Origin of the sequence: Chryseobacterium cucumeris, assembly GCF_001593385.1 — a bacterium.
Taxonomy (GTDB): domain Bacteria; phylum Bacteroidota; class Bacteroidia; order Flavobacteriales; family Weeksellaceae; genus Chryseobacterium; species Chryseobacterium cucumeris.
In genome coordinates, this window is sequence record NZ_LUVZ01000044.1 from 1 (window position 1) to 14978 (window position 14978).

Annotated in this window: 9 protein-coding genes; all 9 read right to left on the reverse strand. The window is 36.8% G+C overall.

What is annotated here, in order from left to right; all coding sequences use genetic code 11:
* Nucleotides 1–399: 399 nt before the first annotated feature.
* The gene (locus A1704_RS19275; protein WP_131797545.1) at nt 400–963 is read right to left on the reverse strand and encodes a hypothetical protein; all 564 of its coding nucleotides are present in this window, start codon (nt 961–963) and stop codon (nt 400–402) included.
* A 7-nt stretch (nt 964–970) separates the two neighbouring features.
* Nucleotides 971–1504: a hypothetical protein gene (locus A1704_RS19280; RefSeq protein WP_062675676.1), complete on the reverse strand. Its 534-nt coding sequence runs from the start codon at nt 1502–1504 to the stop codon at nt 971–973.
* On the reverse strand, nt 1501–4254 hold the full coding sequence (locus A1704_RS19285) for a COG1470 family protein (RefSeq protein ID WP_062675677.1): 2754 nt from the start codon (nt 4252–4254) through the stop codon (nt 1501–1503). The genes A1704_RS19280 and A1704_RS19285 overlap by 4 nt, the downstream gene beginning before the upstream one ends.
* On the reverse strand, nt 4247–5047 hold the full coding sequence (locus A1704_RS19290) for a WxL protein host-binding domain-containing protein (protein WP_062675678.1): 801 nt from the start codon (nt 5045–5047) through the stop codon (nt 4247–4249). The genes A1704_RS19285 and A1704_RS19290 overlap by 8 nt, the downstream gene beginning before the upstream one ends.
* 104 nt (nt 5048–5151) lie before the next feature.
* Nucleotides 5152–5730, reverse strand: a complete 579-nt coding sequence (locus A1704_RS19295; protein WP_062675679.1) for a hypothetical protein — start codon at nt 5728–5730, stop codon at nt 5152–5154.
* Between the two features lie 172 nt (nt 5731–5902).
* Nucleotides 5903–8248, reverse strand: a complete 2346-nt coding sequence (locus tag A1704_RS19300; RefSeq protein WP_062675680.1) for a phosphocholine-specific phospholipase C — start codon at nt 8246–8248, stop codon at nt 5903–5905.
* An 82-nt stretch (nt 8249–8330) separates the two neighbouring features.
* Nucleotides 8331–9851 carry a SusD/RagB family nutrient-binding outer membrane lipoprotein gene (locus A1704_RS19305; protein WP_082798836.1) on the reverse strand — a complete coding sequence of 507 codons (1521 nt, stop codon included), beginning with the start codon at nt 9849–9851 and terminating at the stop codon, nt 8331–8333.
* 20 nt (nt 9852–9871) lie between these two features.
* Nucleotides 9872–13012 (reverse strand): SusC/RagA family TonB-linked outer membrane protein, encoded by a 3141-nt coding sequence (locus A1704_RS19310; RefSeq protein ID WP_062675681.1) that lies wholly within the window; start codon nt 13010–13012, stop codon nt 9872–9874.
* 302 nt (nt 13013–13314) lie between these two features.
* A complete protein-coding gene (locus A1704_RS19315; protein ID WP_238590661.1) occupies nt 13315–14973 on the reverse strand; it encodes an autotransporter assembly complex protein TamA in 1659 nt (552 codons plus the stop codon).
* Nucleotides 14974–14978: the final 5 nt, after the last annotated feature.

Here is a 14978-nt window from a genome sequence, read left to right on the forward strand (position 1 = left end):
AGTATTCTTCATTAAAATGCTTCGACTCCGCTCAGCATGACAATGCTAATACTAAAGGCTAAAAAAAATGTAGATATTATCCTGTTATCTTACATCCTTTAAACCTCTAATAAATAAGTCTGGATTCTTGAGGAATGAAATAATTGGAATAAACGTGCATCCTTACACTTGCAATTCTGGGATCTAATCGCTGTACCTCGTACCCCGGAAATTAGGAACTCTATCTTTTAAGGCCGTAAATCGCTTATTGTGGTTGAAAGCTGATTCAAGTATATAAACGAGATTTAATCCCTCAGAATTCACCTTATTTTAAGTCAAAAGAAATAAAAAAACCGCTTCTCTAAAGAAACGGTTCTTATGGGTTACATTTTGATTGTAATCTAGCTTACCAATGATGACTTAGTTTGCTGCTATCGTAAAGACGATTTGTGTGCTATAAGATGCTGCAGGAATAGTCACAGAAACACCTCCTATTTGGAGCTGAACACTAATGGCTGAGTAATCTACACTATTATTGACACCCAATAATCCACTAAAGGTTATTGTTGATAATGTGACGGCGCCAGCCTGTGGAATTTCTATAAAATTTGCACTACCTCCATTGATAGAAGCGGTACAAAGGACACAAAGACCATTGATTATTGCTGTTCCTCCACTTCTTTTTGCGGACAGTTTCAGGGAACTGTTCCAGGAAGTCGGGTTAAGTTGCATGGTTATTTTGGCTCCGGAGGCTGAAAGAAGATTAAGAAAAGATCCTGGTAAATGACCAGATATTGTTAATTGTGCAGGGTTCTCATAAGTTCCGATATAATTACTTCCTGCCTCAGTAATGGTAGGTACACTCACAGTCCAGTTAGTTCCGGCAATACTTATGGTTTGCCCTTCAAGATAGCTTCCCATTATTAAAGCAATAATGTAAAGAGATCTTTTTAAGAACTGTTCTTTGAGAAAGAGACTTTTCATTTTCATTTTATTCTGTGATGGTATAAGTGATGACGATTGCTGTATTGGCCTGAGCCTGTAAATTGGCATAAGTATTAGTAGCAAGTGAAATGGTAAGAGCATGGCCGTTATTCGCTCCGTTTCCTGTATATGCTCCGCCAATACCACTAATGATGGTAGTAGGAGTTGTGGTGAGAATTATTTGCCCTGAAGATGTTCCCAATGTTCCGCCGCCAGCTCCTGAAGCCGCCGCCGCCTGAATTCTTATATTGACACCTGCGATAACTTTATTTACTGAGGCCGTAATCCTTCTGGTAAGACCTCCGGAAGCAATAGCTGAAGTATAGTTGATCCATTTGGATGTATTGGGAGTAGGTGCTCCAAGAGCATTTCCAGCTTCTGTAGGAGCTGTAAAATTTAACACAATATTGCCTGTAGGCTCAATGTCCATTAAAGTTACTACAGGCAATGTAAGACTAACAGTAGTATTTGCGGTCTGGGAATAGATTGGCCCGGATACAACACAAAATGCAATTAATAATAGGGTACGGATCAGAATCATCTCTTCTTTTTTATTTCATTATATCCTACTTTCAAGGATTCCTTTTGATATTTGATCTCTATCTGTTGCTTAACAACATTGATGCTTATTTTTTTTGTTTCCGAAGGCTTTAAAGTAAACAGAAACTTGTCTGATGAAATTTTATATCGTTTATCAAGCCCGTTACGATAGACTTTAATAGTCCAGTCTCCAGGCCTAAGATAAGTAAAGTCGAAGTTTTCTCCAATGAGACAGATCTTACGGTAAGTCTGATCATTATTGGTAGCTTCCACAATAATACTTTCTTTTTTCTTTTTTCCTTTTTCAGATTGTATCTGGTCAAAATCAGGTTGATCTTTTTCTCCTGTCTCTAAGAATTTAACGTGGCCCTGAACATTTGCAGCTGTGGTTAATCCAAAGTTAAAAGTGTTTTCCTTATTGATCAATGAAAGAGCAGCAGGAAACGTTTGAGTCGGAATATCATTGATTTCCGTAGTGGAGCGGTCAATTTCAAGAAAATAATTCCCTGGGATAACGTTTTTAAATATATAATTTCCTTCCTTATCCGTAATGGATAGATAACTTCCAAGCATTAATCTTATGCCTTCAGTCTTTTTTATACCCAGGTTACCAACATTTCCAGACAATGAAATATATTCGGCAGTTTTCTGTACAGGAATATTGGGACGCCATGTATAACGCATGGAGAATATAAAATCTTTATCTCCGATTTCTCCTCTTTGCAATGAATATCTTCCGGAAAGATCAAGTTCATTTCCGGGAAATAACTGCTGGTGAAATAGAAGTTCAAACAGATTTCTGTCTTTAAAATACTCCTCAGGCATATAATTATTCTGATAAAATATACTTAAGCTGGTCTTATCAGAAAATCGACTAAAGATTCTGGCTCCATAATAGATATTTCTCTGATTTTTAAGCTGATATCTTGAGCTGATGGCATAACTTCCGAAGATGTTAAAAGATGTTCTGAGCTTTTGAAATGACAGATTTGCGGAATAAAAGCTTGAATTGCCACTGAATCCCGTCAGATAATTATCTGTTTTTCCAAATTGTCCATCCACATTTACCTGAAATACCCCAATCTGCTGATTAATACTTACTTTAAAGTAACGTTCATAATAATCAAACTGTTTAGGTTCTAAACGGTCTTTATAGGTTTGATATCCATTATTAAGGATAATGAAACCACTCGGTATATATTTGTACTGTATACCATATTGAAAATACTTTCTATAGGGTGCTGCCAGGAGCAGTGTATCTCTTTGGAAATTTTTGGCATCCTGCATATAATTGGCAAAGAAACTTATTTTCTTTGTGAGATTGTAGGAAATATTACCATTAAAAGTATTTGTATTGGTAAAATATCCTCCGAAATCAGGACTGGCTTTCATGTACATGAAATTTCCATTCAACTTTTTAAAAACGGCCTCAGCCTGTAGTAAATAAGCTGTTCCATCTGTTTTTTGTGTAGTACTGTATGCCAATTCTCCAGAAAAAGTTATATTGTTTGAAACCTTAAATTTTCCCTTGGCGTAAGGTAAATGAGCATTAGAATCAAGTCTTACTTCACTATATCTGATTTCTTCTTTTCTTGGAGTTTTGTAAAGGTATCCTACAGAAATTTCGGACTCTTTTCGGATTTTAAAGGCTGAATAGAAATTGAATTCATCTTTAATATCTCTGAAAAATCTCGGATGGTTATAGAATCCACCGAAGCTCACTTTATCAAAGTTATACCGGATTTCTGCCCCGCGACCATATCTTGCAAATTCTGTAAGATAGGATGAAGAGTAGGTTTTATCACCTAAATGAATAGAAAGATTGTTTCGTTTATAATTCACAAAATATTCTTCATATTGAGTAAATGTATTGAGTTCTACAGGATTGTGAGTAACCGCCCTAAACTCAATCTGATTCTTATTGTCTTTGTCAAGTGCTCCTTTACCATAGATTTCTCCCTGAAAACCATCATTATACACTCCCATATTCTGCATGCCAATAAAAGATAATGAGAAAGCAACAGGAAGCCTGTGATAAATATCTTTCTCAGAAGGTTTTGCTGATATCACCTGAGTACTCACATAGACATCCTGATTTTCTTTGGGATTACCCTTTGAGTGCACCGAAAGGTTTAGGTTTTGAAATTCATTTTGAGCGAGTTCAGGATTTGTTACTTTATGAATAGTAATTGTTTTGGACTCATTAGGCTCCAGTACCAGTGATGTTTCATTATCGACAATAGCATTTTTACTTTCGAGAACAATACTTTCTGTTACATTACCATTATTTTTTAAAAGAAAAGAGGCACGGATTGTTTCTCCTGCTCTTACAAATTCAGGTGTATTTAAAGCGGTAACTAAAAGATTCCTGTGTCCGGAAACAATGATTTTTGAATTTTTTGTAAAAGATATTCCGTTATGGCGATCAGTTACATTCATTATCACGGAATAAATACCCTGTCCTGTTTCTGTTCCCACCCGTAAAGGAACAAGATATACAGAGGTTTCATGAGGAAGAATCTGAAATTCTCCTTTTGCTAAAATAGGATTAATAGAGGAACTTGATGTGGTAATTGAAATATCATAGGTCTTGGCTTCATCCGAATTGTTTTCTAAAGTGAAGGGAATAGAAGTAGACATTCCCGGCATTAAACTATCTTTTTTACTGATCAATCTATTGGATTGCTCTTGAGAAAAAATAAATACCGGGAATAATGATATGATAATAAATAAAGTCCAAGTTCTACTCATTTTTTACTTCTAATTCCACATTGAGTGCAAAAGCATTCTCTTCTTCATCGGCAGCTATGATAGCAGCTTTATATTTGTCTGGTGGTACTTTACTAATGTCAATGTAAAATGTTTTGGAGGTGTTGGGTAACAGCCCCATCGTTAAACTTGAATAAGTTCCCACCTTCTCACCCGTTTTTCGGTTATAGATTTCTATGGAAGCAGTCGGTTTACAGTAAAGATTACCATTATTGGCTATTGCTATCTTTGCCGTTTGTTTTCCTTCCTGTTTTTCCACCTTGATACTTTCAAACTTAAGATCCGGTTTTGCTTTTTCTGTTTCAAAATCTGTAATGACCTGAATGGCATATCGTATAATAGAAGTGATGCTGACTCCTGGTTTACTGTCACTGGGTTTTATATCTTCTACCGGTTCTACAATGATCACACTCCAATAGCTTCCCGGATCCATTGCCTGATTGGGAATGGTTATTTCATAGAAGATCTCAGTCTTTTCTTTACCTTTAAGGGTAACAAGATTAGTGTTGAGTTTCAGCCACTCTCCGTTACTTCGTTTATTGGTACGTAATGCTGTATAATTGATCGTTCCGTCCGCATGGTAGGTATAATCCTGTAAAAATATTTTTACGCTTTGAGGATTGCTGCCCGTGTTTTCAATGGCAACTTTTCCCTTATAAACCTTTCCGTTTTCTATTTTGTAAGAATGCGTAAGTCCGTTGAGAATCACAATACCGGCATGTAAAAAGCTGAACTGCAAAATCAGGGTGATCAAAAGAAGGATACGCTTTATCATTGTGTAAAGTTTGAAGTTAAATCATGAATAATACAAAACCAGGAAGAAACTGGATACTAATTTCTTCTTGTTTTTGAAACGTAAAATAGAATTTTAATTAAATTCTAATTGTCTGATATTGTATAAGTAACGGTAGCAGCAACAGTAGCTGTAGCCTGTAAATCTGCATACGCGGCTACCCCTCCAGGACCACTTCCTGCAGCGAGTGCATAGGTAAGATTATGACCGTTATTAGCTCCATTTCCTGTATAAGCACTTCCAATACCAGAAATAATTGTCTGGTCAGTACCAGTTAATGTAAGCAGTCCTGCGGAAGTTCCCAATGTGCCTGCTCCTGCTCCGGTGGCCGCCGCCGCCGTTACATTAAGATCTACTCCAGGAATGATAGCATTCATTTTTACGCTTACGTTACGGGTAGGATCTGCCACAGATTTAATAGAAGAATAATTAAGCCACAACGTAGTGTTGGCCGCAGAGGGAAGAATAGGATTTCCTGCTTCAGTAGGAGCTGTAAATCCAAGAGTAATGTTTTTGGTTGCTGCTGGTTCAATATCGACCAATGCGACTTCGGGAATAGAAATGGTAACCGTATGGTTATCTGTAGCGAGATCTTGGGCACTAAGATTCCCGGATAGAGCAAACGCAAATAAAGACGCTGCAATAGTTAAATTTAGTTTTTTCATGACACTGTTAATTAGTAAAGTGAAGATAACAAAATTCAATATGTTTTAAAAAAAATATACCACATATTTTTTATAATTGCTTATTTCTCATATGTAATGCATTATAAGATGAAATAACTCAAAAAAAATACTGCACAATTTTGTGCAGTATTTTATGAATATATAGGCGTTTTTAAGCCCAATGCGGGTCAGAAACGGAAACTTTTCCGGTTTCTATTCTTCCGGCAAAGTGCCACAGATGATCGTTTAATTTTAGCTGCAAATCATACCAGCCTTTGTATTTATCAAGGTCAATAATGATTTTTTCTTCCATTTTTTGTACAGAAATTGTTCTTTCGCTTCTTGTATAAAGATCTTCCAGACTGATGGAAAAATTTTTCTTTTTGTGATTTTTGATAATTAATTCAATCTGATTTTTTGAGGTCATATTCGTCAAGATCACCTCTGTTTCTGCAGTTTTATTTCCCTTAAATTTCCTGAAAAAGCCATTGGGACCGAAAACTTCATAATCATAAGCTCCCGGCTGCACAGTATGGGATAGCGTTTGCTTTTCATATAAAGCATATGAAAAATGATAATTATTATTGTCGAATTGAGTTCTGTCATATACCAAAAGCGGAACCCCATTATCTTTCAGGTTAGTCATTTTTATATGGTCTCCTTCCAGATTTACATGGAAATGATAAGGCAATGGGTTGGAAGGTTTCAGTCCTTTTTCCTGAATGTCAAGCAGGCTATCTTTAAGTTCATCTTCAGAATACCATTTCAAATTAGGGACAGGTTTATTTTTAGCTGCGTTGATGGTTTTAGCATAATCCTTCTGATTCAGATAATCCATTTTCGGAACTTTCACGCTGGAAGAATTGAAAGCGGAAGTAAGATCTCCACATATCGCTCTTCTCCAGTCACTGATATTTTCTACACGGACATCCTTTTTGAATTTCTTCATAATGAATTTTTCCAAAAACTGCAGGACAGACGTGTGATCCGATACTTCAGAATTGACAAAACCTCCTTTCGTCCAGGGAGAAGCGATGATCATAGGGACTCTGTAACCCAATCCGACAGTTCCTTCTACTTTTTCATAGCTTTTTAAAGAAGGAGAGCTCATATATTCCTGAGTTTTATCCACATATTCTACCCCTTCTTTTCCGTTCATATCTACGGGCTGGCTTGGATTCACTGGTGGGGCAAAAGGCAATACGTGATCAAAATACCCGTCATTCTCATCATAATTGATGATAAATATGGTTTTCTTCCAGGTTTCAGGATCTTTGGTCAGAATATTCAGAACTTCAGAAATATACCAGGCTCCGTACCATGGTGAACCCGGATGATCAGAAAAATGTTCCGGAGCTACCAGCCATGAAACCAACGGAAGCTTTTTCTCTTCCACATCTTTACGGAACTGAAATAATACATCACCTTCCGGAACAACAAGCCTTTCTCCGTTTTCATCCTTTCCAATTTCCAGTTTCCAGTAATCAGGATCGTTGGAATTAGTGGTAAAGGCTTTTTCATGAAGATTTTTTTCTTCTTTTGAAAGTTTGGAATAATTGTCAGGGTGGTATTTCACCTGATCTTCCTGAACTTCAGCCAGCATGGCTTCCAGTCTTTCTTTCTGATTAGGATTTTTTTCAATCTCCTTCTTCAGATAGGCGATGATATTGGGAATATTCTGATAATATCCTTTTGAAAATTTAACGTTGAATTTTGAAAACCACTCAATCGGGTTATCTGTAAAATTACTCAGCCAGGCTTCCTGTTCTCCGGACATTCCTTTTGGAAGACTGATTTCATTCTGATAAATTCTCCACGAAACATTTTGCTGCTCTAATATTTCCGGGAAACTTTTCCATTTTGCCTGCCTCGCTTTATCATAATCAATATTTTCATTGACAACATTGGCTTTTACCTTTCCATTTTGCTGTTCTCTCAATGTTCCGGACCAAAGAAACAGCCTGTTGGGAGTAGTTCCGGTAAGCGATGAGCAGAAATACTGATCGAATATGGTGAAGGCATCTGCCAGCTGATAATAAAACGGAAGGTCTTCGCGGTTGTAATATCCTAACGTAAGCGGAATATTTTTATAATCTTTATTTCCTGAAGCTTTCGCCTGAAGCCATTGGTCAAATTTACCTTTGTTCAAAGCTTTCTGCTGATCTGCCCATGAGTGTGGCAGTGAGCTCATCCAGGTAGATTTTGTATTTCTTAAATCCAGACGGGCAGGAGAGGCATATTTTCCTTCGTCACTTTTTTGAAAGAAAACAGAATGGCCGTCCTGTTTTATAAAAGCTCTTTTATCCAAAAAACCTCTTACTCCTTTAAGAGCACCAAAAGCATGGTCAAATGAACGGTTTTCCTGCATCAGGATGACAACATGCTCTGCATCATAAAATGTAGACTGGGCAGCCGGATCAATGGCTAAAGCTTTTAAAATGGAAGGATGTAAAACATTTGAGGTTCCTAATCCTGCTAATAAAAGACTTGATTTCTCTAAAAATTCTCTTCTGTTCATGTTCAATCGTAATAAGAAAGAAACCGCAAGTTAATAGGATTTTCCTGCGGTTTCTTTGTTTTATATAAAATTAATCAGATTTTTATTGTAACCACCAAGGTTTGGAGCTGATATTATCATTTCCTCCATACTGAGCCGTTAAAGCAGCTTTTAAATTATTGCTGTTGTAATTATATTCAGATTGCGGATACCTGAACCTGAAAGGAGCTGCGACTCCTGCTTTTAAAGGATAATTTGGAAAGCCTGTTCTTAAATAATCAAAGTAAGAAGTCCACTGTGCCTGATGGAACATCGTCATGTATTTTTGAGTCATGATCTTTTCCAGTTGTGTTTGTAGTGGATCAGCATCATTATATACTACCAAAGGAGTTGCAAGATATTGGTTGACATCAAAGCCTGAGAAATATTGTCCCGGATTTTTTACATAGGTCTGATAAAAATTGAAACTTGCTTTGATCGCATTATCATAATGTGTTTTTGCCGACCCGGAAATCCAGCCTCTTGCTGTAGCTTCAGCCAGAATAAACTCAAGTTCTGAATAACTTAATACAGAAGCAGGTTCATTGGTAGGGTCTTTATAAAAACGATCGTTTACTTTGGAAATGTTTTTTGCAGTGATCAGTGCTGCATTATCAGAATACGGAGAAGTAGGATTTCCTCCGTTATATCCTGTATAGTCTGTGATGGCTTTTCCTGCTTCTTTTGCTCCTGTAGTCTGTGCTGCAAACGTGAACAAACGTGGATCATGCCTGTCTTTGAACATATTAATAAAATAATCAGCCATGTACAAACTTGAACCATATCCACTGTTGTTAAACATCGTGTATCTGCTGTCTGCTGCATCAGCAAACTTAAGTTCACCGTTATCTGCAATAGAGGTCATGAGAGACTGGCTTCCTGCAATAGAAGCAAATTCTGCAGTGATATTATAACTTCCTACTGTCGTTTTTTTAGATAAAGTGATCAGAATTTTCAGACGGAATGAATTAATCAGCTTTTTCCACTTTAAAGCATCTCCGTTGTAGACAATATCACCTTCAATTTTATCGGTGGTATTAATAAGATCATTGGCTTCTTTTAATTCTGATAAAATTCCGGACATGATAGCTTCCTGTGTATCATATTTAGGCTGGGTAATGCCGGATTCACCCTTTGCTGCTTCAGAATAAGGAGCACTTCCAACTTTTAAACTGATATTGAAGAAATGATACGCTCTCAAAAATTTTCCGATGGCCAGATAATTTTTGTTTCCTCTTTTTTCAGCTTCCTGCATCATTTTTCCAGTGTTCAGAAGTCCTTTGGTATAGACTTCAAAAGAAGTATCATTCCATTTCATATACTGGTATGAATTTTCACCATCAGTACCAATCATCATTCTGGAGGCATACATATTGTCCCCGTTTACCTGAAAAGTATATTTTTCAACGTAAGTCAATAGATTTTTGGGATCAATACTGGCCTGGTCATTAGGATTTTCATTGATGGTATCAAGGTTAGATTCACATGATGCTAATGTCAGAAGTCCGGCTGCAAATAAAGATTTCATCAGCCATTTTGCTGTTTTACCTTTTTGCTCTGTCACTTTGTTTATATTATTTTTCATTGTCTTGACGTACTTTTTAGTTAAAACTTAAGATTAAATCCGATTCCAAACCATCTGCTGGATGGATCCTGAATATCATTGTCTGTTTTTGTCTGGAAGTCTGGATCAGAATAAAGGTTTTTTGATTTTTTCCACATCGCCAGATTGTAAGCAGAAATATTGGCGGTGAAACCTTTCACCATTCCTCTTGGGTTGAGTAATGAAGAGAAGTCATATTCTAATACTACAGATCTAAGCTTGACGAAAGTTCTGTCAAAAACGTTAGCAAACTCTTCGCTTTCGTCCTGTGTTACTCTTGCACGGTAGGGATAATTTTGCGCCCAGTCCTGGTAGCTGATAGCTTTTGTGTGTGGAGTATAGGTTCCGGTTGCCGGATTGTAGTTAACCCCATCAGGTACAAAATAATACGTTCCCGGATTTGCATATTCAAGATCTCTGTACGCTACAGAATTAGGGTGTTTTCCTCCCCACCACATTTTTTCCACAACCTGGGATCTCATCACACCTCCGATGCTTCCGTCAATTCCGATGTTTAAAGTGAATTTTTTATATTTGAATGTGTTGTTGAAACCGAAAGTCCAGTCAGGATTGAAATGTCCCAGATTACTTGGGTTATTAGCTCTTGTCGGCATTCCTGTATTCGCATCAAGAATTACTTTTCCATCCGGAGACTTTTGCCATGTATAGTCGTAATAGCTATCCATTCTTTCGCCTAGCTTAATATTTTTGTAGTTCGGCATATTATCATAAATGGAAGTCAGCTTTTGTTCATAAGTACTCCAGTTGATTAATGTTTTCCAGCTGAAATCAGAAGTTTTTACCGGAACTAAACCAAGGGAAACTTCAAATCCTTTGGTTGTATATTCATTTCCGTTTACATATTGAGAAGTGAAACCGGATGATTCTGCAGCAGGAAACTGGAGAATATTATTATAATCTAATGTTCTGAAATAAGTAGCGTCTAAAGTGATTCTGTTATTCAGGAACCCTGCGCTTAAACCTAATTCATAAGATTTTGTCTGCTCCGGTTTCAAAGAATTTTCTACATTTAGAGTGGTTGGATAATAATAAGTAGGATTTCCATTGAATGTGATTCCCCCATTGTTCAGATAATAATTTCTGATGGAATAAGGCTGGAAGTCATACGCTACTTTCGCCCATGAAGCAGAAAGTTTCAACATATTGATAGATTCCGGCATTTTTACCAGGTTGGAAATAACCGCACTGATGGAAGCAGAAGGATAGAAGTAAGATCTGTTGGCCTTAGGTAGTGTAGAAGACCAGTCATTACGCCCGGAAACATTGATGAAGAAAGCATTGTACAACCCGATATCAATCGTTGAATACGCACTGTAAATCAACTTTTCCTTCAGATAAGTGTAATTTTTCAGTGCTCCGATAGAGTTCTCAAAAGTGTATACTTCGGGAATTTTTAATCCATCCGTAGACCTTTCATTGTTGTTGTTTTTATAATAGAAAGCAGAACCTCCCGCATTGATTGTAAAATCAAAATTTTCAGATATCTTTTTCTTGTAAGTTGCCAACACATCATAATTGAGGTTCCATGTTTTATTATCCTTCAAAATATAACCGCCACTTCTTGGTGCATCATAATTGAAATAGGAATAAGGGCTCAGAATTTCCGTTTTGCTATGGTTTTCGACAAGAGATATTTTCCCTTTTACCGATAGATCCTGTGTCGCTTTATACTCTAGACCTGTCTGGGCATTGATAATATTGGTTCTGTTCTGGTTCTTGTAATACTCGGCTCCGAACCATGGGTTGTTGTACCAGGCATAGTTCCAGTTGGCTTGTGCTCTTCCTTCCTTTCCTGGGATCCACATATGATTTTTCAATGCTTTTCCATCTACATCTCCTCCCATCCAGATCAGGATGGTGTACATGTGTCCGCTTGGATTATAATCATAGTTGGGAATATTAGGAGTAAAAGCCTGGTTGAAGTTGAATTTTGTATCGAAGGTTAATTTATCTCCTAAATGGTTTTCAGAAGAGAAGTTGATTCCATATTTCTGAAGATAAGAATTGGGAACTCTGTCGTCATAATTCATGAAATTCCCGGAGAATCTGTATACGTCTTTATTGCTTCTATAGCTGATCGCGAAGTTATTATTGTTGATTACTGCTGGTTTTAAGAACGTACTTAAGTTATCATGGTATTTCCAGTCAATCGGAATTCTTTCATATCTTGATTTATCATCATACTGAGTTCCTGTTACTGCTCCATACCACGGAACAACCTGCCCTGTTACTTTATCTCTGATAGGGCTGTTCCATTGAGCGATCTGTAATCCCGGAACAAATTTTGGTCCCCAGATCATATCTCCGTCATTTACCCCGCCATCGGCTCCGTCCCAGAATTCGTATTTTCCATGGGAACCGTTACCATATTCAGTCTGGGTTTTCGGAAGATTGGTAAATCCTGCTGTAATCATGGTGTTTTGGGAGAATTCTACAGAAAAGCCTTTCTTTTTAGCATTTTTTGTGGAGATTAAAACAGCTCCGTAACGACCTCTTGAACCATAGAGAGCAGAAGCGGTAGCTCCTTTCAGGACGTTGATGTTTTCGATATTATTAGGATCTAAATTCTGGAAAACCTCTTTTTCTACAATCACACCATCAATGACGAAAACCAGATTGGAGTTTCCTCTCAGCGTAAACTGTGGAGCCTGCTGCATTCCAGTAGGATTGGAAACGTTCAATCCTGCTACCTGTCCGGAGAATAAATTTCCAATACTTGGAGTAGTGATGGTTTCAAACTGTTTTGTTCCTACTTCCTGAGTAGAATATCCGATTTTTTCTTTCTTTTTGGCAATACCTAAAGCGGTAATAACAACGCCTTCAATCTGCTTTTCGTTTTGCTTTTTTAAGACAACAGAATACTGTTTTTTGGAAGAAACCTCAACGGTATAAACGGAAAAATCAGGAGCAAAAAATTCAAGAATATCTTTGGGGTTTGCAGAAATGGTGAAATTACCATTTTCATCTGTAGTAGCAGTCTTTCCTGTGTTTTTGTCGGTGATGTTCACACCGGAAACACTAGAACCGTTTTCTGATTTTACATTTCCTGAAATATTGATTTCCTGGGCAGAAAAATAAAGAGGAAGTAAAAAAACGGCAAAAGTGGCTAGAGTTTTCTTCATTTTTTTGAAGGCAAATTTAGCAGTGCACTGTTACCAGTACTTTAATGATGTATTAAAATAAAAATACGATTTAATATTTTTTAACAATAAGAATTAATAAATAAGTAAAATGAAAAATGTCCTTTGTATAGGGACTTTTGCTTTATTATATAAATATTAATATAATGAAGGAGGCTGGAGAGGAGTGCTGGAGGTTGTTATCGTGTTATAAGATTAACATAAAACCTTTTAAAAATACTGGGATAGTGAAACCGTGACCTCAATAACTTGCGGCATCACGCTTCCCACTTCCTTCTTTTTTTCTAAAACCTACTCAGAATTCCCCAATGGATTTTAATATCATTAAATTTAAAAGGATTTCCGAACTCATTACCATTAGACAGCTGGAAACTCATCAGACCAATAGGAATGAAGAAATTGAAACCGAGCCCGACACTGTAGAGCTTGGGTTTTACATTTAAAGATTTATTATTAAGCTGCCCATATTGTCCAAAGACGTCAAAGAAGGCCTGGTTTCCGATCAGATACCGGTATTCCAGACTTCCATAATAATAAAAGTCAGCAGCGAGGGAGTTTTCATTGAATCCCCGCATGGAGTTCCATCCTCCGAAACGGTATAATTCATTGGCAGAGAATTCTATTTTAGAATCCATCATCGCACCTTCCGCTTTGATGTTCAGGAAGTGATTCCCGGAAATGTGGTAATTGTGTTCTCCAAAGAAATAAAACTGGTTTTGATTAGCTTTAATATTATCTTTAGAATAAGTAGTTGTTAAGAAATCATATCCGGCATTGATCCTTGTTTTGTACAGGAAAAGGTCAATATCAGTAGGTTCTGTCATTTCATACCATATCCCGATCCCTTTTTTATTGTAGTCTTTTCCCTGAACGTATAAGGTATCAATAATAGTAGAGGTTTCCAAAGTTGCCCTTAGACCTATTTTATTCCTGTTATTGATATGGTAATAGAAAGCAGGAAGGAACTTTACATTGGCAAACGTAGAATCCTGTCGGTAGATATTTACCTTCGTATCCATCCCTACATTTGATTTGAAAAGGTATGGAATATCTACTCTAAGATCAAAAGTCTGTCCTTTGTCCGGGTTTCTCTGCCAGTATAAATTGACGGTTTCAAAACCATTGAACATATTCCTGAAATTGACGTTCATTGTACCGTTTAAGGTGAACTTGGAGGTTTTGTCATTTCCAAAACCGATAACCCCATCAAAAGTATTGGTTTTTTTCTTTTCCAGAAACAGGTAAATACTGGTAGAGTCTTTCGTAAATAAAGTTTGTGGCTGCCGTTCAAGGGTTAGGAAAGGATGACTCTGGAAGGTTTTATTGATGGCTAGAAGGTTTTTGTCATCATAGTTTTTACCTTTAAACTCCTTTTCCAGGTTTTTGATGAATCTTTTGGGAACTTTTTCGTATCCTTTTACTACGAATCCGTTGATTGTTCTTTTATCATTCTTGTTGATGTCAAGTTCTACTATTGGATAGCCGTTTTTCTGCCCTTTGTATTTAGATTTTATTCTGCTGAAAGAATATCCTTCATCAATATAAGTTTTGTTGATACTTTTCTTGGTGGAGTCTAAATTTTTAGTGAAAAAATCTTTCTGAATTTTCAATTTCTGAACCAGAGAATCCGTAAGGTTTACATAAGTTTCATTGAAGTTTTTCCCTTTATCGTAGAAAATTTCCGTGCTGTCACCTTTTACTTTTACGTCTTTCAGTTGAGTGAAGAAATAATTGCTCTGGGCTAATGAATCCAGAAACTTTACTGCGGAAGTGGAATCTTTTACTTTTTTCCTGGCTTTGGTTTCCGTATCAATCAGCCAATACTGCTTCTTCTGCGCTTGTGTGAAAACGCAGAACAGTACAAAAAATATTTTTAAAAGTAATTTCAATTTATTCTTCTGAATATGAACAGGAATCTCTATAAAATACAAAAGATTCTTCACTGCAT